Here is a 26273-nt window from a genome sequence, read left to right on the forward strand (position 1 = left end):
GACGTGCGCTCCGAGCGTCGGGTGTGGCGGATCAGCATTCGACGATTGCCTTCACGACGGTCTGCCCCGGCTCCAGCAGACGCGGCAACGCGTCCGGCACGTCCTCGAGCCGCATCCGGTGCGTGTTCAGCGCGCGGTCGGGAATACGTCCCGCGCGCATCGCGTCGAGCACGGTCGCGAAATCCTCGGCCGTCGCATTGCGGCTCGCGAGCAACGTGGTTTCCCGCTTGTGGAATTCGGGATCCGAAAACGCGACGTGCCCGCGCACGATCGAGATCAGCGTGTATTTGCCGCCGTGCGCGACGAATTCGAACCCGCGATTCATCGCATCGAGGTTGCCCGTCGCGTCGAACACCGCATCGAAATACTCGCCGTCCGTCAGCGCCGCGAGGCGGGCCGCATCGTCCGGGCCGACCTCCACCGCCGCGTCGACCGCCAGATGCTGCAGGCAAAACGCCAGGCGGTCGGCCCGCGTGTCGAGGCACGTCACGTCGGCGCCGCGCAGCTTCGCGAAGATCATCGCGGCCATGCCGATCGGCCCGGCGCCGACGACCAGCGCCCGCTGCCCGGGACGGACCTCCGCGCGCCGCACCGCATGTGCGCCGATCGCGAGGAATTCGAGCATCGCTGCCTGGTCGAGCGAAATGCCGTCGGCCTTGTGAACGAACTGCGCGGGCACGCTGAGGTATTCGGCCAGCGCGCCGTCGCGATGCACGCCGAGCACCTTGATGTTCACGCAGCAGTTCGTGTTGCCGTGACGGCAGGCCACGCAGTGTCCGCACGAGAGATACGGCATCACGTACACCGCATCGCCGACGCCGAGCCCCGATTCGGGTTCCGCCTCGACCACGACGGCGGACAGTTCATGGCCCATCACGCGCGGATATTCGAGGTAAGGCTGGTTGCCGGTGAAGATGTGCAGGTCGGTGCCGCAGATGCCGACCCGTTGCACGCGCAACAGGACTTCGCCGCTGCCGCGCACGGGCAGCTCACGATGCTGCACGCGCAGCACGCCGGGGGATTCGCAAATCACGCTGAGCATGTCGGGTTCCTTTTGTTCTGGGTCATGCGCCGCGGCTCGCGGCATCGATCCGGTAGAAGCGGCGTGCGTTGCCGCCGAAGACATCGGCGAGCGCCGCCGGGCCGAGAAATTTCGTACAGTCGTCCTCGCACGCGGCCAGCCATTCGCCGTAGCCGCCGCATGCCGACGCGACGCGCAGCACCGGCCAGTCGCTGCCCCACATCAGGCGCTGCGGCCCGAACAGGTCGGCCAACGCTCGCACAAAAGGCCGCGTGCGGACGCGTACGTTGCTCGCGCCGGCCGACCGGCCCGCTTCGGTCCAGAGGCCGGACAGCTTGCAGTGAAGATTCGGCAGGCTCGCGAGGCGACGCATCGCCGACAGCCACGGCTGCAACTCGCCGCGCTCGATGAACGGCTTCGCGCCGTGGTCGATCACGATCGGCAATTCGGGGTGGCGCTGCGCAAACGCATGCAGCGCGTCGAGATGGCGCGGCATCACCAGCGCGTCGAAACACAGCGCCTGCTCGCGCATCGCGTCGACCGCGCGATCCAGCGCCGGGTCGTCGATCCATGCATCGTCGGGCAGATCCTGCAGCATCGGCCGCAACCCGCGCGCTTTCGGCGCCGACGCAAAGGCCGCGATCCGTGCCGGCGCGTCGGCGGCCTTCAGGTCGACCCAGCCGACCACCGCGCCGACCGTCGGGGTTTCATCCGCGAGCGCGAGCAGGAAGCGCGTGTCGGCGTCGCTCGGCAGCGATTGCACGAGCACGGTGCCGTCGATGCGCGCCGCATCGAGCAGCGGCGCCAGATCGGCGGGGCCGAAATCACGGTGAATCGCGTCGAGTTCGGCCGGCGGCCAGCAGCCGGCCCGCGCGCCGATCCGCCAATAGTGCTGATGTGCGTCGATACGTCCCGTCATGCGCATGCTCCCGGAACGGGCGCGCGCGCCGCGATCAGCCCTTCGTCGCGCAGCGCGGCCCACAGCTCGGCCGGCACGGGACGCTCGAACCATTCGAGGTTCTGTTGCAGTTGGGCCACGCTGCGCGCGCCAACCACGCACGACACGACCGCCGGATGGCCGAACGGAAACTGCAGCGCGGCGGCGGGCAGCGGAACGTCGAAGCGCTTGCACAGCGCGCCGAGCCGCGTTGCCTTGTCGATCACGTCGGCGCTGGCGTCCGCATAGTTGAACTTGCCGTTGCCGGCCAGCACGCCGGAATTGAACACGCCGCCGACCACGATGCCCGTCCCCGCGCGGCTGCACGCGTCGAGCAACGGTTCGAGCGCCGTCTGTTCGAGCAGCGTGTAGCGGCCGGCCAGCAGCACGGCATCGAGCGCGGCTTCGTTCAGCGCATCGGCGGCGACTTCCCATTCGTTCACGCCGAGGCCGAACCCGCCGATCTCGCCGCCCGCACGCAGCGCGTCCAGCGCGCGAAACCCGCCGCCGCGCGTCAGTTGCTCCCAGTAGTGCGCGTGACGATCGCCGTGCGTCATCGCGCCGATGTCGTGCACGTACAGGATGTCGATCCGCGCGAGCCCGAGCCGCTGCCGGCTGTCGTCGTGCGACCGCATGATGCCGTCGTAGCTGTAGTCGTAGACCGGCCGGAACGGCAGCGGCTCGGCCCAGCCGTCGTCGCCGGGACGCACGCTCGCGTCGGCGCGCATCAAGCGCCCGACCTTCGAGCTGAGCGTGAACGCGCCGCGCTCGCGCGGAGCGAGCCCCGCGCCCACGCGCCGCTCGGACAACGTGTAGCCGTAATACGGCGCGGTGTCGAAGTAGCGCAGGCCGGCGGCCCACGCGGCGTCGACGAGCGAATCGGCGTCGGCGGCCGACATCGGGCGATAAAGGCCGCCGAGCTGCGAGCAGCCGAGGCCGAGGGCAGACACCGTCAGCCCGCTGCGCGGCAACGCGCGCGTATCGTTTGCGTTCATGAGTCGTGACAGGGTGCGGGAAAGAGGTATGGCCGGCAGTCGCCGCCCGCGCGCGGGCGGCCTTGCGCGGTCGCTCAGTACAGGACGTTCCTGGCCGCGTCCGAATCGAGGTTCTGCTTGTCGACCATCACGACGCCGGTATCGATCAGCTTCGGCGCCGGCTTGTGTTCGACGACGTCGAGCGCCGTGCGCACGCCCTGGTTCCCCATCTGCCACGAGCCCTGCACGGCGATCGCCTGCACCGTGCCGTCGCGCACGAAGCCCTGCAGGTCCTCGTTGCCGTCGAACCCGATTGCCACCACCTTGCCCGCCTTGCCCGACTGCTTCAGCGCCCGGCCCATCCCGATCGCGGTCGGCTCGTTCGCACCGAAGATGCCCTTCAGGTCGGGGTTCGCCGACAGCACGTCGGTCGTCTGGTTCAGCGCGTTCGCCATCTGCGACTGCGAGTAGTACGGGCCGACGATCTGCAGCTTCGAATGGCTCGCGACGTACTTGCGGAACCCGCCGACGCGGCTGACCTCGGAACCCGCACCCGGCACGTACGACATGATCGCGATCTTGCCGGACTGCCCGACGCGGTCGATCAGCGCCTTCGCGCACAGCGCGCCCGCCTTCTCGTTGTCGGTCGTCAGGAATGCCTGGTAATACGGCTTGCCGGCGTCGGAGATCGCCGAGTCGATCAGCACGACCGGAATGTGTGCTTCCCACGCCTTCTTGATCGCGGGCACGAGCGCATCGGGATCGGACGGCGCGAGCACGATGCCCGCCACGTGACGCGTGACCGCGTTGTCTACCATGTTGACCTGCCCGCTGATGTCGGACTCGGCCGCGGGGCCCTGGAACGTCATCGTGTAGCCCTTCGCGCCGTCGAGCGCCGCCTTCGCGCCTTTCTGCACGTTCTGCCAGTAGTTCGAATTGACCGTCTTGACGATCACGGCGATCTCGCCGCCCGCCGCGTACGCACCGCTGTTGCATGCCGCGAACAGGCATGCCGATGCTGCCAGCAGGATGGATTTGTTCATGTCTCGCTCCGCTTCTCGTTGGTGGGAACTGCTGCCGGTCAATGCCGGCGATTGCGCAACTGGTCGATCCAGACCGTGCCCAGGATCACGACGCCGATGATGATTTGCTGGATGAAGCTCGACACGCCGTTCATGTTCAGGCCGTTGCGCAGCACGCCGATCACGAACGCGCCGATCGCCGTGCCGGAAATCGTCCCGACGCCGCCCATCAGCGACGTGCCGCCGATGACCGAACTGGCGATCGCGTCGAGCTCGTACATGACGCCTTCGTTCGGCTGTCCGGTGACGAGCCGCGACATCAGCACGCAGCCGGTCACACCGGCGAGCGCGCCGGACAGCACGTAGGTGAAGAGCTTCACGCCCTGGACGTTCACGCCCGACAGCCGGGCCGCCTCCGCGTTCGACCCGACCGCGTAGATATGGCGGCCGAGCGACGTTCTCGACAGCAGCACCGACACCACGACGAACAGGACGACCATGATCAGGACCGGATACGGAATGCCGGGGAACGTCGTGTCGGGGAACCCGTCCGCGCCGATGCGCGAGATGCGCAGCAGCGCACCGTTGCCCAGCGCGCCGAACGCGTCGCCGAGATCCGATACCGGCCGGGCGCCCGTGATCTGAAGTGCGATGCCGCGCGCGACGAGCATCATGCCGAGCGTCGCGATGAACGGCGGCAGGCCCATGCGCGTCACGCAAATGCCGTTGACGAACCCGCACAGCGCGCCGACCAGGACCCCGGCCGCCATGGCCGCCGGCACCGGCACGCCCGCCTTGACCAGCAGCGCGGACGAGACGCCGGCGAGCGCGAGCACCGAGCCGACCGACAGGTCGATGCCGCCCGTGATGATCACGCAGGTGGCGGCCACGCCCAGATACGCGATGGAAGTGACCTGCAGGCCGACGGTCATCAGGTTGTCGACCGAGAAAAACGCCGCGCTCGAGACGGAAAACGCGAACACGAGCACGACCAGGCTGCCCAGCGCCGCGAACTTCTGGATGAGGTCGCGCCGCCGCTGTCGCGCCGCCCGTTGGTCGGCCTGGCTTCGATCCGATGTCATTTCAAGCATGGGGACGCCCCGACGCAAAGTGCATGATCTCCTCCTGACTGGTGTGTTGGGTGTCGAGAAACGCGGTCACTCGACCTTCGTGAAAAACGGCGATCCGGTCGGTCATGCCGAGCAGCTCCGGCAGTTCCGAACTGATCAGCACCACGCCGACGCCGTCGGCGGCGAGCCGGTCCATCAGCCCGTAGATCGCGAATTTCGCGCCCACGTCGATGCCGCGTGTCGGCTCGTCGAAGAACAGGATCTTCGAGCCGCGGTAGAGCCATTTGCCGATGACGACCTTCTGCTGGTTGCCGCCGGACAGGTTGCGCACGACCTGCTGCACGGACGGCGTGCGAATCGCGAGGTCCTGCACGTAGCGCCGCGCCACGTCGAGTTCTTCGTCGAAACGCAGGAAGCCCAAACGCGACGCGATGCCGCGCACGTTCGCGAGCGTGAGGTTCGCCGCGACGGGCATCGGTAACGCCAGCCCCTCCTTCTTGCGGTCCTCCGACAGATACGCGATGCCGTGGTGGATCGCCTCGCGCGGCGAGCGGATCGTCACGGGCCGGCCGTGCAGCGCGATCGTGCCGCCGTCCGGGCGGTCCGCGCCGAAAATCGCGCGCGCGACTTCGGTGCGCCCGGCGCCCATCAGTCCCGCGAACCCCAGGATCTCGCCCTTGCGAAGCGCGAACGACACCGGCCCGAACACGCCGTCGCGGCGCAGCTCCCGCACGTCGAGCAGCACTTCGCTGGTCGGCGTCGATTGCCGCGCCGGATACGCGTCGTCGAGCGTCCGTCCGACCATGCGCGCGACGATGTCGTCGATGCTCACGTCAGCGAAATCGTCCGTCGAGATATGGCGCCCGTCGCGCAGCACGGTCACGCGATCGACGATCTGCGCCATTTCGTCGAGCCGGTGCGAGATGTACAGAATCGCCACGCCGTCTGCACGCAGTTCCTCGATGATGCGAAAGAGCTGCACCGTTTCCGACTCCGTCAGCGACGACGTGGGCTCGTCCATGATCAGCACGCGCGCGTCGTGCGACAGCGCCTTCGCGATTTCGACCATCTGTTGCTGCGCGATGGACAGCACGCCGACCTTCGTCGTCGGCGCGACATTCAGGCCGATCCGCGCGATGCAGCGCGCCGCATCCGCATTGAGCCGTTTCGTATCGACGAACGGCCCGCGCCGCGGCTCGCGCGCGAGATACAGGTTCTCCGCCACGCTCAGGTGCGGCACGAGATTGAGTTCCTGGTGGATGATCGCGATGCCCGCCGCCTGCGCTTCGGATGCCGAACGAAACCGCACCGGCGCGCCGCGATAGCGAACGACGCCCTCGTCGGGCAGGTACTGGCCGCTGATGATCTTCATCAGCGTGGACTTGCCTGCGCCGTTTTCGCCGCACACCGCATGCACCTCGCCGCGGCGCAGGTCGAGGCGAATCCCGTCGAGCGCGAGAACGCCCGGGAAGCGCTTGCGAATCCCTTCCAGGCACAGGATCTCCCGGTCCGCTTCGTCCTGTGCGGCCTGATCGGGCAGATTGCGAGGCATTGCCATTGCGTCTCCTTGGGAAGGGCCGACCTCGATTCCATCCGGTCAGTCCAATTTCGATGAATTACATCAAGCCAGCCACTTTTGGTCAAGCCAATTTATATATCACCATCCTATCTTACCAATAGTGAAAACCCGGACATCTACGTGACCGGGCCGCCATACAAGGTGAGGAGGCGAGCGTGATAGACTTTGCGACGCGCGCTTGCGCCGAAAGCGCATTGACCAAGATCCATCGGATGAAATCGACAGAACCCAAGCGGCTTTACCAATCGGTCGCGGCCCAGATCGTCGCGTTGATTCGTCAGGGCGAATTCGCGATCGGCGAACGTCTGCCGCCGGAGCGCGAGCTGGCGCTGACGCTCGGCGTATCGCGTCCGTCGCTTCGCGAGGCGCTGATCGCGCTGGAAATCGGCGGCCAGATCGAGATCCGGATGGGCTCCGGCGTTTATGTCCGCGACTCGGCGGCCGACGACGTCGGCACGATGGGCACGCTCGGCGACAGCCCGTCGGAACTGATGCAGGCACGCGCGGCCATCGAAGGCAGCGTTGCCGCGCTGGCCGCCGCGCGGATGACGGCCGCGATGCTCGATCGCCTGCGCCGCACGGTCCAGCGCATGAAGCGGCTCGCGGAGGCCGGCAAATCGCCGGTCGAAGCCGACCGGCAGTTCCACATGCTGATCGCGGAAGCGGCCGGCAATTCGGTGCTCACCCGCTTCGTCGGCGAGCTGTTCGACAGCCGCCACGACCCGATCGCCGCGGCCATGCGCGGCCACGCGGAGAATCCGCAGACCTGGACCGCCGCGGTGCGGGAGCACGAGGACGTGCTCCACGCGTTGCAGGCCGGCGACCCGATCGCGGCCCAGACGGCCATCCGCGCGCATCTTCGCTCGTCCGAAGCGCGCTGGATCGACGGCGGCCTGAAAGCCGACCCGGATTGACCGGCACACGAGTGCCCGCGCCCACCCGCGCCCTGGTCGCGACGCGCCACGCGGCACCGTGTGTAAACCCCACCCCTTGAATTTAATCAAATCCCCTATAATGGAATTTGCTTAAATTTTTGTGGCATTACTGTCACGCTATTGTTGAAATTATCCCGAATATCGGTTTTTAATTTCATTCCCCTTGCAGTCGCCCATCGCGATCCGCGACGCACACGCGAGGTGATGCGACAAGCAGCAACCGGGCCTCGCCCGACGCGTGCCCCGGCGTTTTTTTTCTGGATATGATCGTCGCCATGACCTGCCGGTCGGCATGACACCTTCCGGCAGACGCCATGCGGATCGCGCGCGTCAAGGCAATCACCCTGCTCCGCGCCCGGACGGCATGAACCGGCTTCGGCCGGCATCGGATTTGAGAAGGGACACGTTAGCCAGACCATGAACCTGCACGCTGAAACACGGTGCTTCTCGGATGTGTTCCTCCATTCCCAGGCGATCGTGAACTGGTCGCAGCACTACGATCAGATCAGTCCCGGCACCGCCACGACCTCGCTGCGCCAGGTTGCCGGGCAGCGCTTTCACGTCTTTCGCGAACGCATCAACCAGCGCGTCATGCAACACGGGATGGCGCCGCGCGACCGCCTCTGCTTCGCGCTGCCGATCGCCAGCGCGGTCGCGCCGGTGGTCCAGGGGCGCACCGTCGAGCGCCCGAGCCTGCTGACCTTGCGCGGCGGCGAGGAGTTCGTCGCCCATCTTCCGTGCGACACCGAGGTGCTCGCGTTCACGATCGATCGCACGCTCACGGCCGATCGCGCACTCGACGAACTCGCGAACCTGCCCGCGCGCGTGCTGAAGCAGCCGGTGCTGCCCATCTCGCCCGCGCGTTACGGCCATGCACTGGATGGCCTCGAGCGCGTGCTCTGCCAGGCGCTCGACAGCGGTTCGCTCACGGCACGCGATGCGTTCGACGAACGCGTGCTCGCGCACAGCGTCGTCGGCATCCTGCTCGACCTCGTGCAGTCCGACGAAGCGGATGCCGGTGCGCTGCCGTCGGCATCGACGCAAAGCTACATCGTTCGCCGCAGCCAGGAAATCGCGCTGGAAAGCGACGACGTGCCGACGGTCATCGATCTCTGTCATCACCTTCGAATCAGCCGCCGCACGCTGCAATACAGCTTCCAGAACGTCGTCGGCACCACGCCGACGGCCTACCTCCGCTCGATCCGGCTGAACGCGGTGCGACGCTTCCTGATGACGACACCCGAGACGATGCGGATCGGCGACGCGGCGGCGCAATTCGGCTTTTGCCACTTCGGGCGCTTCTCCGCGTACTACCAGCAACATTTCCACGAGTTGCCGTCGCACACGCCGCGCCTGAGCTGAGACCGCGCGTGCACGGCACGCTGCGGCGTCGCATCCGGGTAATCCCCTGCCGCCCGGCGCACGCGGATTGCCGATAGCGGACAACGTCCCGCTTTTCGGCACCGTAAATTTTGTCGTCGGCCTGCTCGCGCGCTCCGTGCGCGTCACCGGGCGGCCGTCGAAGCGCACACCTGTGTCGCCGGCGGACGGCAGCCTCCACTGCCGGATCGTCAGGATCGGCCCGCGACGCAGGGACATTGATCAGGCATGCCGGTGTCGATTCCTGACGGACGATCCGGCCAGCAGGACTACTCATGAACGAACTGTCATCCCGGTCCGAAGCGGGGCTCAGCAAAAACGCCGTCGGACTTTCGCACATCGTCTTCTTCGTCGTCGCCGCGGCCGCGCCGCTCACCGCGATGGTCGGCGCCACCCCCGCGGCATTCTCGCTCGGCAACGGCCCGGGCGTGCCCGGCGTATTCGTGCTGGCGGGCGTGATGTACCTGATCTTCAGCATCGGTTATGCGGCGATGAGCCGGCACATCTCCAATGCGGGCGCCTTCTATGCGTACATCGCGAACGGGCTCGGGCGACCGGTCGGCGTGGGCGGCGCATTCGTTGCGATCGTCGCGTACAACGCCGTGCAGATCGCGATCTACTGCATGTTCGGCTTCTTCCTGAACAACGGCGTCCAGCAGCACTACGGTATAGACGTTCCGTGGTGGGCGTTCGCGCTGGCCTGCGTCGCCGCCGTCCACTTCTGCGGCGCGCGGCGCATCGAGTTCAGCGGGCGGCTGCTCGGCATGCTGATGATCGGCGAGATCGCGATCGTGATGCTGCTCGATCTCGCGATCGTCGCGCACGGCGCGAGCACCGGCGGCTTCAGCGCGAAGCCGTTCGGCCCCACGATGGTGTTCGCGCCCGGGCTCGGCACCGCGCTGGTGTTCGTCCTCGGCTCGTATATGGGCTTCGAGGCGACGGCCATCTTCTCCGAGGAAGCCCGCGATCCGAAGCGCACGATCCCGCGCGCCACGTACCTGGCCGTGGTCCTCATCATGGTGTTCTACGCGCTGTCGTCGTGGGCGATCGTCGAGGCATGGGGCGAAGGCCAGATCGCCGCGCAAGCGAACCGCGACCCGGCCAATCTGTGGTTCGCCGTCAGCGGCCGGCTGCTCGGCGGCATCGCGACGGACGCGATGAACGTGCTGCTCGTCACGAGCCTCTTCGCGGCCATCCTGTCGTTCCACAACACAATCACGCGCTATTTTTACGCGATGGGCCGCGAACGCGTGCTGTGGCGCAAGCTCGGCCATACGTGCCCCGTGCATCGCTGCCCCGACGTCGCCGGGAAAGTGCAGACGCTGATCGCGCTCGCGGCCATCGTCGGCTCCGCCGTCTTCCGCCTCGATCCGTTCGCGGTCGTGTTCTCGTGGATGAGCGCGCTGGCCACGATCGGCATCATCGCGGTGCAGATCCTCGTGGCGGCATCGGTCATCGCGTTCTTCGCGCACGACCACCGCGATACCGGCCTCGTGCACCGCCTGATCGCGCCGCTCGTCAGCATCATCGCGCTCGGCGCCTGCCTCGTGCTGGTCATACGCAACCTGTCCGTGCTGAGCGGATCGGATTCGACCTTCGTCGCGATGTTTCCGTATTTCCTGCTCGCCATCGGCGCGCTCGGCATCCGCGCCGCGTTGCGGTTGAAGCGCAGCGATCCCGACCTGTATCGCGAACTCGGACGCGCCGTCCAGTAGTCGCCGCGCTGCCGGTGCCACACGCTTCATCGGCATCGGCATCGGCATCGCGTTGCCCCACACCTGACACTTGCCCGCTGCCGGCGCGACACGCCTCGACGTGTCGCGCCGGCGTCGTTGCGCGGGTATTCCCTATCCCGATCTCGCCGCAGCGATTGCCGATAGCGGACAAGGCCCGCCATTTCATCGACATACAGTGGATCCGACGTTGAAGCCGGGCCGTGGCAGCCGCCATCGCCTCGACCGGCCCGGCCCGACGATTCGCCCCTGGGAAATACGGACACCATGATGAAAATTCAGAACCTGATCGGCGGACGGCATTGCGATGCATCTGCCGGCCGCACCTTCGAAAAGCTGGCACCGGCGAACGGCGACCATGTCGCCGCCGTGCCCGCGTCGACCGCCGAAGACGTCGATCGCGCGGTGCGCGCCGCACATGGCGCACTGCACGACGACGCATGGGCGCGCGCGGGCGGATCGGCCCGGGCCCGCTGGCTGCTTCGGCTGGCGGACCTGGTCGAGCGCGAGCGCGAAGCGCTGGCAGGACTCCTGGCCGTCGAACAAGGACGTCCGCTTGCCGAGATGCGCATGATGGACCTCCCGATGTGCATCGACACGCTGCGCTACTTCGCCGGCTGGGCCGACAAGCTCGAGGGTCGCACGATTCCCACCGACGGCTTCATGGGCCGCCCGACGCTCAACTACACGCGGCGTGCGCCGGTGGGCGTCGCCGCGCAGATCATCCCGTGGAACGCGCCGCTGATGATCGCCGTGTGGAAACTCGCGCCGGCGCTCGCGGCCGGCTGCCCGGTGGTCATCAAACCGTCGGAGGACACGCCGCTTGCGCTGTCCCGGCTCGGCGAACTCGTCTGCGAAGCCGGCCTTCCCGCCGGCGTCGTCAACATCGTCCACGGCGTCGGTTCCGAAGTCGGCGCCGCGCTGGTCGCGCACCCGCTCGTGAGCAAGATCAGCTTCACCGGCAGCACCGAAGTCGGCCGTGCGATCGCCGGCGCAGCCGCCGCGACCTTCAAGCGCGTCACGCTCGAACTCGGCGGCAAGGCCGCGCAGATCGTGTTCGCGGATGCCGATCTCGACCGCGCGATCCCGTCGCTGATGGCCGGCATGTTCGCGAACCAGGGGCAGACGTGTGCGGCCGGCTCGCGCGTGCTCGCGCACCGCTCGATCGCGCACGCCCTCGAAGAGCGGCTCGCCGACGCCGCCCGCGCCATCCGCGTCGGCCCGCCGACGGAACCCGGCGTGCAAATGGGCGCGCTCATCAACCCGCGTCACCTCGCACGCGTGCGCGCGCACGTCGAAGGCGCGCTCGCCGAAGGCGCGGTCCTGCTCGCGGGCGACGAACAGGTGCCGCCGCGCGGCTGCTTCATGCGCCCGACGATACTCGGCGGCGTGCATCCGGACATGCGGATCGCCCGCGACGAAGTGTTCGGCCCGGTCGGCATGGTGATGCCGTTCGACACCGAGGACGAGGCGATCCGCATCGCCAACGACACGCCGTTCGGCCTGTCCGCGTCGGTCTGGACGCAGGACGTCGGCACCGCGCACCGCGTCGCCGAGCGGCTCGACGTCGGCGCGGTCGCCATCAATGCCTGGAGCCCGATCGACGCACGCCTGCCGTGGGGCGGCACCAAGCAGAGCGGGATCGGGCGCGACCTGTCGAAGGCCGCGCTCGATTCGTACCTCGAGGAAAAGATCATCAGCGCAGCCCTGTGATTCCGCGGCGCACGCCGCCCCGCACTGTCTTCAAGCACTTCGTGAGAGAACCACCATGGACTATCAAAAGCGACAAAAGCGATTCTGGCACCCGATGAGCTCGGCGGCCGCCGGACACACGACCCCCACCGTCATCATCGCGCGCGGCGACGGCAACTACGTGTACGACGTCGAGGGCCACCGCATGCTCGACGGCGTCGGCGGACTGTGGAACGTCAACGTCGGCCATAACCGGCCGGAAGTGAAGGCGGCGATCGCCCGCCAGATGGACGAACTGTCCTACTACCAGACCTTCGACGGCGTCGCCCACCCGCGCGTGTACGACCTGGCCGACCGCCTGTGCGCGATGTTCGCGCAGGAGGACATGCAGCGGGTGATGTTCGGCAGCGGCGGGTCCGACGCGGTCGAGACCGCGCTCAAGATGGCGCGCCAGTACTGGGTCGCCGCGGGCGAGCCGTCGCGCACGAAATTCCTGTCGCTGCGCAACGGTTATCACGGCGTGCACGTCGGCGGCACGTCGATCGGCGGCAACGGCGTCTACCATTACAATCACGGCCCGCTGCTGCCCGGCTGCGTGCTGCTCGACACGCCGTGGCTCTATCGCAACCCGTGGAACTGCGACGATCCGCAGCAACTCGTCGAGCATTGCATCCGGCAACTCGAGGAAACGATCGCATACCATGGTCCGCAGACCATCGCCGCGTTCGTCGCGGAGCCGGTGCAAGGCGCGGGCGGCCTGATCGTGCCGCCCGCCGACTACTGGGCGCGCGTGCGGGACGTGTGCGACCGCAACGGCATCCTGCTGATCGCCGACGAAGTGGTTACCGGTTTCGGCCGCACCGGCAGCATGCTCGGCAGCCGCGGCTGGGGCGTTGCCCCCGACATCCTGTGCGTCGCCAAGGGCATTTCAGCCGGCTACGTGCCACTCGGCGCGACGCTGTACAACGGGCGCATCGCGCAAGCGATCGAACAGGGCGCGGGTTTCTCGCACATGGTCATGCACGGTTATACGTACAGCGGGCATCCGCTCGCGTGCGCCGCGTCGCTCGCGGTGCTCGACATCGTCGAAGCCGAGGATCTGCCGGGCAATGCGGCACGGGTGGGCGAGCGCCTGCTCGAGCGACTGCTGCCGCTGACGGCCGACTTCGAGACCGTCGGCGACGTTCGCGGCAAGGGGCTGATGCTGGCGCTCGATCTCGTGACCGACAAGGCCAGCCGCACGCCGCTCGATCCGGGCCAGGGATTCGCGGCGCGTGTGGCCGACGCCGCACGCAAGCGCGGCGTCCTGGTCCGCGCGATCGCCAACAAGGTGGTGATGTCGCCGCCGTTGACGCTGCAGCAGGACGAGGCCGACTTGATCGCGGTGACGCTGCGCGAGGCGTTGCAGGAGTGCTGCGCGGATTCGCGATCGATCGCCTGAGCGCGCGGACAGCCGGGCGCACGGACTTTTCGTCGAAGGTTCGTGCGCCGCGATCCGGCCTCGGTTCGACGAAGATCGTCGCGGGACGTCGATGTCGGCGATCGGCATCCCGCCTGTCACAGTTTCGTTTTCAAGGATGACAAGTCAAATGGACAACCAGGCCATTGCATTCACGGTGGAGAAATACCCGCTCGCGCTTCGGCTGCTGCACTGGGTCAGGGCGATCCTGATCGGCGCACAGCTCTGGACCGGATGGACCATGGTCCGGCTCGACGACAACCTGCCGGCCAAGTTCGACTGGTACTACCCGACCCACAAGGAGTTCGGCGTGCTCACGCTGCTGGTGGTCCTGACGCAACTGGCGATCCGCTCGATGAAGCCGCTGCCGCCGCTGCCGTCGAGCCTGCCCAGGCTCGACCGGAAGCTCGCCAAGATCGCGCACTACCTGCTCTACGCGCTGGCGATCATCGTGCCGCTGATGGGTTATTCGATGTCCAGCACCTACACGCAGAGCGACGGCGTGCCGTTCTTCCTGGTCCGCGTGCCGGAGCTGCTGCCGAAGAACGACCACTGGTTCGTGGTGTTCCAGTGGCTGCACAAGACGCTGGCCTACACGCTGCTCGCGCTCGTCGTCCTGCATATTCTCGCCGCGCTGAAGCACCGGTTCTTCGACCCGAACCGCGAAAACGACGTATTGCGGCGGATGCTGTAACGCCGCGACAAAACGGGACCGCGATCCCGGCGACGTTCCGCATTCGGGTCGCGCGTCCACGGCGGCCCGATCTCTTTCATTTCAAATATTTCGTTTTACTAACTACAAGCGGACCGTTTCGAGCGTCCGGCGATCCCGCACGCCATCGAAAACGGCACCGCACGGCCCTACCGGCCCTCACCTGGAGATCGACGATGAAGAAGATGATTGCGGCCGTATCGGCCGCCGGTGCGATGGGATTCAGCCTGACGGCGCACGCGCAGAGCACCGTGACGCTTTACGGGTTGATCGACGAAGGCGTCAATTTCACCAGCAACGCGGGCGGCAGCAAGGCCTACCAGATGGTCAGCGGCGACACCGTCGGCAGCAACTGGGGGCTGAAGGGCACGGAAGACCTCGGCGGCGGGCTGAGGGCGCTGTTCCAGCTCGAGAACGGCTTCAACACGAGCACGGGCGCGCTCGGCGTGACGTCCCGGATGTTCGGCAGGCAGGCGTACGTCGGGCTCGATTCCGACCGGTTCGGCACGCTCACGTTCGGCCGCCAGTACGATCCCACGCTCGACATGTGGAGCACGTTCACGGCCACCGGCAACTGGCTCGGCGATTTCGGCGCCCACCCGTACGACAACGACAATGCCGACTGGGACTACCGCATCCAGAACAGCGTCAAGTACGTGTCGCCCACGTACGCCGGCTTCAAGGGCGAAGTGCTCTACGGCCTCGCGAACCAGGCGGGCGGCTTTGCCAAAAACCGTGTGTACAGTGCCGCGTTGCAGTACCAGATGGGCGCGTTTTCCGCCGCCGTCGCGTACCTGAAGGCCAACAACGGCGGCGCGACCGCGGGCGGTGCATTGTCGAGCGACGATACGGTCTTCAGCGGCCGCTCGCAGCAGAACATCGATGCCGGCGCGTCCTACAAGTTCAGCGACAAGGTGACGCTGTCCGCCGCGTATTCGCACGTGGACGTGTACAACCCCGAATCGAATCTCTACTTCGCCAGCCAGCCGGCGGCCGACTCGCAGAACGCGTGGAAATTCGACAACTTCGAGATCAACGGCCAGTATTTCTTCCGGCCTGACTTCTGGCTCGGGGCCGCTTATACGTACACGCACGCGCATGTCGCGACGGCGGCAGGCGATGCCTCGCCGAGCTGGCACCAGGTGTCGATGATGCTCGACTACGACCTCAGCAAGCGGACCTCGACGTACATCCAGGGCGCGTACCAGCATGCGACCGGCCACTCCGGCACCGACTTCGACTACGCGCACGTGCTCGGCACCGCCGGGCAGTCGTCGGGCCGCAACCAGTTGGCCTTGCGCGTCGGGATGATGCATCGCTTCTGACGGGAGCAGCACCCGGTATGCCGCGCGGCATGCCGGGTCGGTCCGTGCCGATACACGCATCCGCATAACCCGAGTTTCTCGCCACGCCTATGCCGGCAGAAGACCCGCAACGCGATAGCTTTCAATGAGCCCGTCGTAGAGTGAAATATCCGAGCGACTCCTGGCAATGAGCTGGGCGCCAGCGACGGCTGCGAAGATCGCGCGAGCACGCGGTTCGCTATCCTCGGCGCTGACCACGGCCGCAGCGGACAGCATGTGGCTCAGCCACGCAACATGCACATCGGCAAAGGTCTGGACCTCTTTCGTCACCAATTCCGGCAAGTCATCGGATTCCGCGGCCATGAAACTGCAGAGGCACATGCGATTGCCGCTCTCGAGCGCCTTGCGAAACGTATCGGGATAGTGGCGCAGGCAGTCGAGCGGATCCGCGGATTCGGCCAACAGCGCATCCAGGGTCGCGGCCGAGTGCTCCCAATAACGCCTCGCCACCGCGGCGCCGAGATCGGCCTTGCTTGCGAAGTGATGGTAGATGCTCGCCGCCTTGATGCCGACATCCTCGGCGAGATCACGATAATTCAAGCCGCCGTAGCCGTGCGCCTGCGCAATCCTGGTGGCAGCCATCAGGATTCGCTCCCTCGAATTCAAGCCCGAATCGTTCTTCACACCTACCGCCTCCGCACGCTGGAATGACTGTTGACATGGGGGAGTATAGCTTTTATTGTAAACCTAACGAACGTTAGGTAGGTGATGTGGAGAATAGCTCCCCATCTTGTCGGATCCCATGTAACAGCGCGCACAGCGAGGCAAGCATGACTTCCAGCACCATCGATTTCGACGTCACCACACTCCCGATCATGACGATCTACGATTTTCCCGCAGGGCCTTATCCGACACGCATCCGTATCGCGCTGGCCGAGAAAAATCTGCAATCGCGCGTCGAGTTCGTGATGGTCGATCTTTACGAGGGGGAGCACAAAAGACCCGAGTTCATCGCCGAGAAAAACTACTCGGGCACGCTGCCGGTCCTCGAACTCGACGATGGAACCTGCATCGCCGAATGCACCGCCATTACCGAATACCTCGATACGCTCGATGGCGCACCCACGCTGACCGGCAGGACACCGCTCGAAAAGGGCGTGATCCACATGATGAGCAAGCGCGCCGAACTGGAGGTACTCGATGCCATCAGTGTCTACTTCCACCACGCCACGCCAGGGCTTGGGCCGAAAGTCGAGCGCTATCAGAACGCCGAATGGGGGTTTCGTCAGCGCGACAAAGCGCTGCGGGGCATGGGTTACTTCAATGGCGTTCTGAACAAGCAACCGTTTGTCGCCGGGGAAACCTTCTCGATGGCCGACATCACGCTCATTGGCGGGCTGGTCTTTGCGTCGATCGTGAAGCTGCCCGTGCCTGCGGAGTGCGAAGCACTGCTTGCCTGGTATTCGAGAATGCAGGAACGCCCGAGTGTCAGGAACCAGCCGGCGTTCGCCTGAAGTCGCAGCCGTGGCCGACCGTCATCGATGATCGGCCAATGTCGGGTTGCAAAGCTGATGCGCTACACCCCACGCTCGAGTGATCGCGATTGCGCGTGAGCCGGCACCTGGTCAGTGATACGGGATACCGCAAGCGACAAAGGATTCGGCAACCCGTGCCTTCCCGTGCCGTCAAAACTGATGCCGTACCCCGACGCGGACCACGCTCTGCGTCGACCCGGCCGCCACCCCGCCGAGCGCGGCTTCGACCTGGGCACCGTAAGCGCTGTCGTGCCCGCGTGCGAACACCGCATACAGGCCGGTACGCTTCGACAGCGAATAGTCGGCGCTCAGCGTGACCTGATTGGCCGCGCCGACGTCGCCGCCGCGCTGCTGGTACTGGAAACCGCCGCCCAGCTGCAACGATGGCGTGACGGCATAGGTCAGCCCGGCGTCGTAGGTTGTCGCGCGCAGCGGCGCGGCGGCGCTGATCCGGACGTCCGACACCATGCCGAAGACGCGGAACGGGCCGAGGTTGTAGCCGGCCCCACCCGAGAAGTTGCGAAGATTGCCGCCGGACGTCACGTCGTGCTGGCCGAAATAAGCGAGCGCGGCACTGAACGCGCCCTGCGTGTAGGACAGCATCGCGCTCTGCACGCTGCTGCGCGCGACCGTGCCGGGCACGTTGCCGAACCCCCACATGCCGCCGAACGACAGCCCGCCGAACGTCGGGCTCACGTACTTCACCGCATTGTTCACCTGAACGCCCCATACGCGGTTGTCGAGCGCGCCGCCTGCCGACGCATTCGCCGGCAGCCCCCATGCGAGCAGGCCGGCCGGCGTGTTCGCGCCGACCGCGAAGGCGGGCAACAGATCGCCGACGAAATCGAACTGCCGCCCGAGCGTCACGGTGCCCCAGTCGCCGCCGAGCCCGACGTACGCTTGCGAACTGAACGCGGAGCCCGGCACGGTCAGCGCACCGTCCGACGTCTGGAACTGGCTTTCGAGCCGGAACACGGCAAAGTTTGCGCCGCCGAGATCCTCCCTGCCCGTCAAGCCCCATACGTCGTTGCGCGACACGCCCGCCTGCAGCGCGAACTGACGGCCGCCACGCGGCGCGGACGCCACGTCGCTCGTATAGGTCAACCCGGTGTCCAGCGAACCGTAAAGCGTCACGCTCGATTGCGCAAACGTCGGCGTAACGGCACCGCAGCCGCACAATGCCACCATCCGGAACCACGTTTTCATCTTCTTTTCCTCATCAAATTTTTCCGGTCGATGCGCTTGTGCGCCGATCGGCTCGCCGGCGGCATCGAGCCGGCATGATTCATTCCATCAACGTAGGACTCCGTATCGACACAAGACGGCACGATCCGTCGTACCGCTGCCGACCCGCATCCCACGGCTTTCCTGACGCGGTTCCGGTTGCTGCCCGCGCGACTTAAGTTAGACTACGACCCTGTCGCCGCCGGTGCCGCAGCCCGGCTGCCCGAACTGCTTCCGATCTTCTCGTTCCATTGCCGCAAGCCGCCTGAATCCCGGATCACGTCATGTCGAGCCTCACCAAAATGCTGTCCATCCTCGACGTCTTCTCTTCGTCCGCGACGTCGATGACGGCCGAGGAAATCGCCGAACACATGGGCTTTTCGCGGACCACGTGCTACCGCTACGTAAAGGAACTGGCCTCCGTCGGCCTGCTCGTCGGCAGCAACGGCCGCTATACGCTCGGCCCGCGCATCATCCATCTCGACTACAACATGCGGCAGTCGGATCCGACGCTCACCGCCGCGAAACCCGTGATCCAGAAACTGGTTCAGGTCACCGGCGGCGATGCGCTCGTGTCGACGCTGTTCGACGAGCAGATCATCAACGTCATGCACGAAACCGGCGCCGAGAACCTGCAGCTCGGCTTCGGCCGCGGCCGCATCATGCCGCTGTTCCTCGGCGCATCGTCGAAAGTGATCGTGGCCGCGATGTCGCGCGCACGCCTGAAACGCCTGCACGAACGGCACAACGCGGAGCTCGGCGAGCTCGCGGCCGACTGGACGCAGTTCTGGCGCGCCTGCCAGCAGATCGCCGACGCGGGATACTGGATCTCGCGCGGCGAGCTCGACGCAGGCTTCGTCGGTATCGCCGCGCCGATTCGCACCGCCAGCAGCGGCGAAATCAACAGCAGCCTGTCGCTGGTCTTTCGCGCCGAACACTTCGCGCTGTTCGACGAGCACGTGCTCGGCAAGCTGCTGATCGACGCCACCGCCCAGATCGGCGCAGCCACCTGAACATTCGCGCGGCGTCGCGAACGACACCGCGCGCGATCGTCGACGCGCACACCGTCAATTCATCTGCGTGATGAATTTGGTGACCAGGTAACCGTCGAACGTCTCCGTTCCTCCCTCGCTGCCGAAGCCGCTGTCCTTCACGCCGCCGAACGGAATCTCCGCCGGCCCCATGCCGAAGTGATTGATGTTGACCATGCCGGCTTCGAGCGCGCGGCCGATCCGGTGCGCGTTGCGTGCCGAAGCGGTGAACGCGTACGACGCGAGGCCGAACGGCAAGCGGTTGGCCTCGGCCAGCGCGTCGTCGAGTTCGTCGAACGGCACGATCCCGACGATCGGGCCGAACGGCTCTTCGTTCATCAGGCGCGACTCGCGCGCCGGGCCCAGCACGACCGTCGGCGCGAAATAGTGCCCCGCCCCCGGCAAGCGCGTGCCGCCCGCGGCGATGTCCGCGCCTTTCGCCCTGGCATCGGCGACGAATGCGTCGATCTCGGACACGCGGCGCGCATGCGCGAGCGGCCCCATCGTGGTCCCCTCTTCCAGCCCGTGGCCGACGCGGATCGCGCCGACTGCATCGAGATACGCGGCAACGAACCGTTCGAACACCGGGCGTTGCACGAAAAACCGCGTCGGCGATACGCACACCTGCCCGGCATTGCGAAACTTGTACGCGGCGAGCATCGTCGCGGCACGCTCGATGTCCGCGTCCGCACAGACGAGCACCGGCGCATGCCCGCCCAGCTCCATGGTCATGCGCTTCATGTGCGACGCGGCGAGCGCCGCCAGCTGCTTGCCGACCGGCACCGAACCGGTGAACGAAATCATCCGCACCAGCGGCGACTCGATCAACTGCGTCGACACGTCGCCCGGCACACCCCAGACGATATTCAGGCAACCCGCGGGCAACCCGGCATCGTGAAAGATGCGGGCGAGCGCAACGATCGCGCTCGGCGATTCCTCGGGCCCTTTCAGTACCAGCGTGCACCCCGATGCAAGCGCCGCCGCGATCTTGTGCATCGCCTGACTGAACGGGAAATTCCACGGCGAGAAGGCCGCGCACACGCCGATCGGTTCACGCAATACCGTCTGCACGACATCGGGAGAACGCGCCGGCACGACACGACCGTAGGTGCGGCGCCCCTCCTCCGCATGCCATTCGAGCTGCTCGGCGGACGACCTGACCTCGGCGATCGCCTCGCACAGCGGCTTGCCCTGGTCCATCGTGATATGGCGGCCGATGGTCTCGGCACGCTCGCGCACGAGCGCAGCGGCACGACGCAGGATGTCCGAGCGCACGAGCGGCGACTCGCGCCGCCATGCCGCGAACGCGCGATGCGCGGCGTGCACCGCGGCGTCGATATCGTCCGGTGTGGCATGCGGCAACTCGCCGAGCACGCGGCCGGTTCCCGGATCGAGCACGGGCTGCGTGCGACGGCCGTCGGCCTGAAGGAACCGGCCATCGATATATAACTGGAGCGGCGCGTAATCGCATGGTGCATCAGGCGTCATGCGGGAAGTCAGCGGCGTGAACGGAATCAAGACGAATACCTCGGTAGAGACTGCACGATGGGCCCGGACGGTGCGACGATCGCATCACTCGGCCGGTCGCGACGCACGCAACAGACCGCCGATTTCCTGCCGGAGAATCTGGTTTTCCTGCCTGACGAGCAGATGCCGGACCTGGCCGCGAAACGTCCTGAACTCGGGATCGGCCATCAGCGCGGCGCGACGCCGGGCGCGATCGTCCAGCGAATCGAACGCCCACAGATAGACGAGCTGGTTCAGCGGCCCGACTTCCGTCGCAAAACAGCCGACCATCGTGCCGAGCGCCTGCTCCTGCGCCGCGCGTCCGCATTCCGCGTACAGCCGCAGATATTCGGCGACGCCGCCCGGCACCAGCGTATAGGTGCGTTGCTCAACAAACATGCACTTCCTCCTGTTGTCGCGGCGCGAACGCCTGAAAGGCCGCGGTCACGCGGGCCATCCCCACGGCATCCGTCTGCGCCGCCACGTAACGATCGGGACGCACCACCACGAGCGGGCCGGCATGCCGGTCGAACCAGGCGCCCAGCGCGTTGTCGACGTCCTCGACACACGTGCTGCCGTAGGCGCTGGTCACCCGCCGGGTGCGGCCGGTCCCGCTGCGCGAGCGGCTGACCTGAACGAAGGTCGCGCCCAGCGCCGCCCAGTACGCACGATCGTCGTCGCTCAGGCACGCCTGCGGATCGCATTGCCAGCCGACGATCGAAAACCACGGGCCCAGCACGTCGTCGAGCTTGCGGCGCACGCCGTCGGCCGTTTCGACGTCGGGCTGCGCGATCATCCTGCCGACCGCGTCGTCCGGCGCCCCCGGCAGCGCGACACCGCGCGTATAGCTCGGCATCGGCTTGAAACGCATCTGCAGGATGTAGTCCTTCAGGCCCGGCACGTACCGCGCGAGCCCGAGCACACGATCGCGCAGGAACGCGACGAGCCGGTTGGTCGGCATCAGCATCGCGCCGAACGTGTCCGCCAGGTCGATCATCGCCTTCGCGTGGTCGCGCCGCTCCGATTCGTAGCTGCCGATCACGCCGGGATGCAATACGCCGTTGACGACGCCTGCCAGTTTCCACGCGAGATTGCCCACGTCGCGCAAGCCCGCATTCAGGCCCTGGCCGACCCACGGCGGCGTCAGGTGGGCGGCGTCGCCGACGAGCGCCACGCGGCCGACGACGAAACGTTCGGCGATGCGCGAATGGTGCGTATAAGTCCGGGCGCGCACGATCTCGATGCGATCGACGTCGTCGACGTACGGCTCGATCAGCGCGCGGATCGATTCCGGTTGCGCGATCGCCGCCTCATCCTCGTGCGGGAACACGAGAAACTCCCAGCGCCGGAAATTGAACGGCAGATAGATGCAGACGTTCGGGCGGCGCGGATCGCAGTTCAGCGCCGTGCACGGCTGGTCGAGCCCGGCGTTCTTCACGTCGACCACGACCCATTTGATCGGATGCGTCGTGCCGGCCAGCTTGACGCCCAGCAGCTCGCGCATCGGGCTGCGCCCGCCGTCGGCCGCCACCACGTAGTCGGCCTCGAGCGCATACTGCTGCCCGTCGACGCGACGCACCTGCAACGTGACACGTGCGTCGTCCTGTTCGACCGCGACCACTTCTTCGCGGGTCCGCAGCGACACGTGCGGATAACGGGCCAGCCCGTCGCGCAGCGTTCGCTCGGCCAGTTGCTGCATGAAGATGTTGCGCCGCCACCAGCCGAATTCGCGCATCGACGGGCGGATGTCGGCAAAGCACTCGCCGTTCGCCTTAAACATGCGCAGCGGCACGTTCTGGATGATGTCGCGGCTCAGCTCGTCGGCGAGGCCGGCCGTCTGGAACATCCGCAACGCTTCGTCGTCGATGCCGACCGCGCGCGGAAATTCGACGATCTGCGGCGCCTTCTCGACGATCACCGTCGCGATGCCATAGAGGCCGAGCAGGTTCGCCATCGCCACGCCGTTCGGCCCCGCGCCGACGATCGCGACCGATGTCCGGTCCGGATTGTTCGCTTTCATGCGTCAGCCTCCCGTCCGCCACGCCGGATCGTCGAGACGATCGAGCCACGTGCGTAATGCGTGGTTGAACGCGGCGGGCTGATCGTCATGCACGTAGTGCGTCGCACCGGGAATATCGATCCGCTCGATGCCTGCGTTGGCCGCCGCCATTTCGGCCGCCACGTCCGCGGACAGGAAATCCGATGCACCGCCGCGCAACAGCAACGTCGGCACGTGCAGGTTGAGCACCAGCGGCCACAGATGGACAAGTTGCTCCGGGGTCGCGGCCAGCCGCGCCGCCGCAATCCCGTCGGCATCGTGCCGCCATACAATCCGCCCCTGCGCATCCTCCTTCAGCGAGTGCGCGAGGCGCGAATCGAGCGCGGATGCCGCGATGTTCGGCCGCTGGCGTCGCCAGAACGCGCGCGCGTCGTCCCACGACGCGAACGCGTCCGGCGTTTCCTTCAGCTCGCGCTTGATGCGCTCCGAACCCTGCGAACCGGCCGACGCACCCGGACCCATGTCCTCGATCACGAGGCCGGCGAGCCGTTGCGGTTGCGCCGCCGCGTAGACGAACGCATTGGCGCCGCCCATCGAGTGCCCGACCAGCACGAATCGTTGCAGGCCGAGCGCGCGCACCAGCGCGTCGAGATCGCGTACGTAGGCCGCCGCGTAGTAGTCGCGCCGCGGATCCCAGTCGCTCCATCCACGCCCGCGCTGATCGAGCGCGACGACCCGATAACGGTCGACCAGCGCGTCGGCGACCGGCTCCCACGTATGCGCGTAACTGCGCAAGCCGTGCAGCATCACCACGACCGGCGCATCGTCGCGCCCCCAACTCACGTAGTGCAGCCGCAGCCCGTCGCTGTCGACCCATCCATCCTTGACGGACGCCGTATTCATCATGTGCTCCCCGGCCCGCATCCGCGCTCAGACCAGACCGTCGCGGCCGACGATCTCGCTCGCCTTCAGCCCGCCGAGCCGCGCATGCAGGCGGCCGCGCGTCGCGAACGCGAAGATCACCAGCACTTCGTCATCGTTGGGCGCATCGGGGAACAGGCACGTCACCGTGTCGTAGTGCGAACGCACGTAGAGCGCGTCCTTGTGCGCGAGCGGGACGTCGATCACCGTGTTGACCGGGCCGCGCTTGCCGCTCGACGGCACCCACGACTTCCCGCCGCCCAGCGCCGCGCGGATCGGCTCCGCGAAGATCGACGTGAGGAACGCGTTGCCGTGTTCGTATTCGCCGGCCGAGCCGACCAGGCAAGCCTTGCCGTAGCTCTCGATCGCACGGCCCGCGGCAAGCGCCTCGATGCGTCGCGCGAACTCCTGGCCGAGCGCCGGCGACGGCCGCACGAGATCGTCGAGATTTTCGCTGAAGCGTCCCGCGTACGGGTTATGAACGGCCGCGGCGATCACGATCTTGCGCAACGGCTCGCCGTCCGCGAGCTGGCCGGATTCGTTCGCGAGCGAATCCTCGATCTGCGTGTACCACTTGCGGATATGAAAGCCTTCGAAATTTGCGATCTTGTTCATCAGGAATCCTCTATGAAATATCGGTTGTACGGGAATGAAAGACGGCGCCTCAATCGAACAGCGGCTCGAGCTCCACGGGATCGCTGGGGGCGTTGTACCGGTGCAGCACGCGCTTGCCCTCTTCGTCATCGGTGACGGTTTCGCAGAAGAATTCGAGGCGATTGCCGTCCGGGTCCGGGAAATACACGCCGATCCCGACCTTGTGATCGGTGATCTTGACGATCGGTACGTCGCGGCGAATCAGCATGCCGTACAGGCGTCGCAACTCGGTCAGGCCGCCGGCGATTTCGAGGCCGTAGTGCTGCAGGCCGATCGTGCCGAGCTCCGCGTCGGACGCCGCACGAATCAGTGCGATGTCATGGTGCTTCTGGCCGAAGGACATGAACACCCACTGCTCGCCGCGTGCGGTTTCCGTCATGCCGAGCACGTCGGCGTACCAGGTGCTCGAGCGCACGGGATCGCGCACGAACAACGACAGGTGGGTGCGCTGGACGCGCGGCGTGGGCAGCGGCAGCCCGCGCGCGTTCGCGCGCTCGGCGTGTTGCTGGATGTCGGACGGTGTCATGTTCGCTCCGCTCAATCGGTCGACTGCGCGTGGGCGACGAGCGGCGCGTCGAACGGCGTCCACGCGACCGCCGTGATCTCGCTGAAATCACGCCATTCCTTGGTCCAGTTCCGGCCGCCGTCGCGCGAGCAGAACAGGTGCCCGTACTTGGTGCCCGCATAGACCAGCTCAGGCCGGGCCGCATGCACGCCGAACGCCCAGAACGTGGAATTCGGCGGCGTCTGCAGGTCCGTCTCGTGCCACGCGTAGCCGCGATCGGTCGAGCGGTAGATGCGGGTGCGGGTGCCCGGCGTGCCGTCGCCGATCGCCATCAGCAAGTCGCCGTCCGGCTTCGGCAGCTGCACGACCGTACGCGTGTAGTACAGCCCGTCGAAACGATCGCGCGACAACTTGCCGTCCCAGGTCTGGCCGTCGTCCTCGCTCACATGCACCGCGTTGACCGTCAGCAGCACCGTGGTCTTCGGCCGGTCCGGCGTCGCGGACAGCACGGCGATCGCATGAATGTCGCTGTTGCGGATCGCCGTGCCGGGACCGTCCACGCGCGTCCAGCTCGCGCCGGCATCGCGGCTGCGCCATGCGCCACCTTCCTCCACGCCGTACCAGACATTGCGGCCGTCGTCCGGGTCCACGCAGATCGTCAGCAGCCGCGGACGATTGACGCCCGAGCAAAACTCGGGGAACTCGGGCGCCGTTCGCTCCCAGGTCAGGCCCGCATCGATCGATTTGTACAGCGCGGCGCGCGACGGTGCGCCGGTCCCCGCATAGAGCACCGCCGGATTCGCCGGGTCGATCGCGATGGACCAGACCGTCTGCCCGTTCAGGCAGTTGTCGGGGCGAAACCAGTGCGCGCCGCCGTCCTCGCTGATGGACAACCCGGAATCGGCGCCGGCGTAGACGCGCGACGGCGTCGCGGGGTCTACCGCGAGCGCGCGCACGATGCCGTCGAACTCGATGGGCTCGGTCAGCCCGAGGCGATGCCAGGTCTTGCCGTCGTCGTTCGAGCGCAGGATGCCTTGCCCGGCCGTGGCGACCAGTACGGTTGCGGTCATGAAATGCTCC

Annotated in this window: 24 protein-coding genes; 9 read left to right on the forward strand and 15 right to left on the reverse strand. The window is 66.8% G+C overall.

Annotation, left to right across the window (positions count from 1 at the left end; translation table 11 throughout):
• Nucleotides 1–31: 31 nt before the first annotated feature.
• From VL15_RS23955 to VL15_RS23980, 6 genes are all read right to left on the reverse strand, one after another.
• Nucleotides 32–1042 (reverse strand): zinc-binding alcohol dehydrogenase family protein, encoded by a 1011-nt coding sequence (locus tag VL15_RS23955; RefSeq protein ID WP_048248975.1) that lies wholly within the window; start codon nucleotides 1040–1042, stop codon nucleotides 32–34.
• 22 nt (nucleotides 1043–1064) lie between these two features.
• Nucleotides 1065–1940: an amidohydrolase family protein gene (locus VL15_RS23960; RefSeq protein WP_048249071.1), complete on the reverse strand. Its 876-nt coding sequence runs from the start codon at nucleotides 1938–1940 to the stop codon at nucleotides 1065–1067.
• Nucleotides 1937–2953, reverse strand: coding sequence for an aldo/keto reductase (locus VL15_RS23965; protein ID WP_048248976.1), 1017 nt, complete (start codon nucleotides 2951–2953; stop codon nucleotides 1937–1939). The genes VL15_RS23960 and VL15_RS23965 overlap by 4 nt, the downstream gene beginning before the upstream one ends.
• Before the next feature lie 74 nt (nucleotides 2954–3027).
• Nucleotides 3028–3975 carry an ABC transporter substrate-binding protein gene (locus VL15_RS23970; RefSeq protein ID WP_048248977.1) on the reverse strand — a complete coding sequence of 316 codons (948 nt, stop codon included), beginning with the start codon at nucleotides 3973–3975 and terminating at the stop codon, nucleotides 3028–3030.
• Between the two features lie 38 nt (nucleotides 3976–4013).
• Nucleotides 4014–5045: an ABC transporter permease gene (locus VL15_RS23975; protein ID WP_048248978.1), complete on the reverse strand. Its 1032-nt coding sequence runs from the start codon at nucleotides 5043–5045 to the stop codon at nucleotides 4014–4016.
• Complete coding sequence (locus tag VL15_RS23980) at nucleotides 5038–6582, reverse strand: sugar ABC transporter ATP-binding protein (RefSeq protein WP_048248979.1); 1545 nt, start codon at nucleotides 6580–6582, stop codon at nucleotides 5038–5040. The genes VL15_RS23975 and VL15_RS23980 overlap by 8 nt, the downstream gene beginning before the upstream one ends.
• A gap of 233 nt (nucleotides 6583–6815) precedes the next feature.
• Here VL15_RS23980 and VL15_RS23985 point away from each other — a divergent pair, with 233 nt between their 5' ends.
• The 7 genes from VL15_RS23985 (at nucleotide 6816) to VL15_RS24015 (ending at nucleotide 15839) form a co-directional block, all read left to right on the forward strand.
• Nucleotides 6816–7517: a FadR/GntR family transcriptional regulator gene (locus VL15_RS23985; protein WP_048249072.1), complete on the forward strand. Its 702-nt coding sequence runs from the start codon at nucleotides 6816–6818 to the stop codon at nucleotides 7515–7517.
• A 438-nt stretch (nucleotides 7518–7955) separates the two neighbouring features.
• On the forward strand, nucleotides 7956–8900 hold the full coding sequence (locus VL15_RS23990; protein WP_048248980.1) for a helix-turn-helix domain-containing protein: 945 nt from the start codon (nucleotides 7956–7958) through the stop codon (nucleotides 8898–8900).
• A 293-nt stretch (nucleotides 8901–9193) separates the two neighbouring features.
• Nucleotides 9194–10633, forward strand: a complete 1440-nt coding sequence (locus tag VL15_RS23995; protein ID WP_048248981.1) for an APC family permease — start codon at nucleotides 9194–9196, stop codon at nucleotides 10631–10633.
• A gap of 285 nt (nucleotides 10634–10918) precedes the next feature.
• Entirely contained in the window at nucleotides 10919–12364 is a 1446-nt protein-coding gene (locus tag VL15_RS24000; RefSeq protein WP_048248982.1) for an aldehyde dehydrogenase family protein, read from the forward strand.
• A 55-nt stretch (nucleotides 12365–12419) separates the two neighbouring features.
• Nucleotides 12420–13784, forward strand: a complete 1365-nt coding sequence (locus tag VL15_RS24005) for an aspartate aminotransferase family protein (protein ID WP_053077694.1) — start codon at nucleotides 12420–12422, stop codon at nucleotides 13782–13784.
• Nucleotides 13785–13932: 148 nt separating this feature from the next.
• Entirely contained in the window at nucleotides 13933–14496 is a 564-nt protein-coding gene (locus VL15_RS24010) for a cytochrome b (RefSeq protein WP_048248984.1), read from the forward strand.
• A 194-nt stretch (nucleotides 14497–14690) separates the two neighbouring features.
• Nucleotides 14691–15839: a porin gene (locus VL15_RS24015; protein ID WP_048248985.1), complete on the forward strand. Its 1149-nt coding sequence runs from the start codon at nucleotides 14691–14693 to the stop codon at nucleotides 15837–15839.
• Nucleotides 15840–15926: 87 nt separating this feature from the next.
• Here VL15_RS24015 and VL15_RS24020 read toward each other — a convergent pair whose 3' ends face one another.
• Complete coding sequence (locus VL15_RS24020; protein ID WP_419188690.1) at nucleotides 15927–16460, reverse strand: TetR/AcrR family transcriptional regulator; 534 nt, start codon at nucleotides 16458–16460, stop codon at nucleotides 15927–15929.
• 188 nt (nucleotides 16461–16648) lie between these two features.
• Here VL15_RS24020 and VL15_RS24025 point away from each other — a divergent pair, with 188 nt between their 5' ends.
• Entirely contained in the window at nucleotides 16649–17332 is a 684-nt protein-coding gene (locus tag VL15_RS24025) for a glutathione S-transferase (RefSeq protein WP_048248987.1), read from the forward strand.
• Between the two features lie 171 nt (nucleotides 17333–17503).
• Here the strand turns inward: VL15_RS24025 and VL15_RS24030 are convergent, their stop codons facing one another.
• Nucleotides 17504–18559, reverse strand: coding sequence for a porin (locus VL15_RS24030; RefSeq protein WP_048248988.1), 1056 nt, complete (start codon nucleotides 18557–18559; stop codon nucleotides 17504–17506).
• Nucleotides 18560–18861: 302 nt separating this feature from the next.
• On the opposite strand from VL15_RS24030, the gene VL15_RS24035 reads away from it, so the two are divergent.
• Nucleotides 18862–19590, forward strand: coding sequence for an IclR family transcriptional regulator (locus tag VL15_RS24035; protein ID WP_048248989.1), 729 nt, complete (start codon nucleotides 18862–18864; stop codon nucleotides 19588–19590).
• A 54-nt stretch (nucleotides 19591–19644) separates the two neighbouring features.
• Here the strand turns inward: VL15_RS24035 and VL15_RS24040 are convergent, their stop codons facing one another.
• The 7 genes from VL15_RS24040 to VL15_RS24070 form a co-directional block, all read right to left on the reverse strand.
• Nucleotides 19645–21096, reverse strand: a complete 1452-nt coding sequence (locus VL15_RS24040) for an NAD-dependent succinate-semialdehyde dehydrogenase (protein WP_048249073.1) — start codon at nucleotides 21094–21096, stop codon at nucleotides 19645–19647.
• An 84-nt stretch (nucleotides 21097–21180) separates the two neighbouring features.
• Complete coding sequence (locus VL15_RS24045; RefSeq protein ID WP_048248990.1) at nucleotides 21181–21513, reverse strand: NIPSNAP family protein; 333 nt, start codon at nucleotides 21511–21513, stop codon at nucleotides 21181–21183.
• Nucleotides 21503–23134: a bifunctional 3-(3-hydroxy-phenyl)propionate/3-hydroxycinnamic acid hydroxylase gene (locus VL15_RS24050; RefSeq protein ID WP_048248991.1), complete on the reverse strand. Its 1632-nt coding sequence runs from the start codon at nucleotides 23132–23134 to the stop codon at nucleotides 21503–21505. Before VL15_RS24050 ends, VL15_RS24045 begins: the two co-directional genes overlap by 11 nt.
• A gap of 3 nt (nucleotides 23135–23137) precedes the next feature.
• The gene (locus VL15_RS24055; RefSeq protein WP_196319618.1) at nucleotides 23138–24016 is read right to left on the reverse strand and encodes an alpha/beta fold hydrolase; all 879 of its coding nucleotides are present in this window, start codon (nucleotides 24014–24016) and stop codon (nucleotides 23138–23140) included.
• Nucleotides 24017–24043: 27 nt separating this feature from the next.
• Nucleotides 24044–24649: an amino acid synthesis family protein gene (locus VL15_RS24060; RefSeq protein ID WP_048248993.1), complete on the reverse strand. Its 606-nt coding sequence runs from the start codon at nucleotides 24647–24649 to the stop codon at nucleotides 24044–24046.
• Between the two features lie 49 nt (nucleotides 24650–24698).
• A complete protein-coding gene (locus VL15_RS24065; RefSeq protein ID WP_048248994.1) occupies nucleotides 24699–25214 on the reverse strand; it encodes a VOC family protein in 516 nt (171 codons plus the stop codon).
• Between the two features lie 11 nt (nucleotides 25215–25225).
• Nucleotides 25226–26263 carry a WD40/YVTN/BNR-like repeat-containing protein gene (locus tag VL15_RS24070; RefSeq protein WP_048248995.1) on the reverse strand — a complete coding sequence of 346 codons (1038 nt, stop codon included), beginning with the start codon at nucleotides 26261–26263 and terminating at the stop codon, nucleotides 25226–25228.
• Nucleotides 26264–26273: the final 10 nt, after the last annotated feature.

The sequence above is a fragment of the Burkholderia cepacia genome (genome assembly GCF_001039005.1).
GTDB lineage: Bacteria > Pseudomonadota > Gammaproteobacteria > Burkholderiales > Burkholderiaceae > Burkholderia > Burkholderia theae.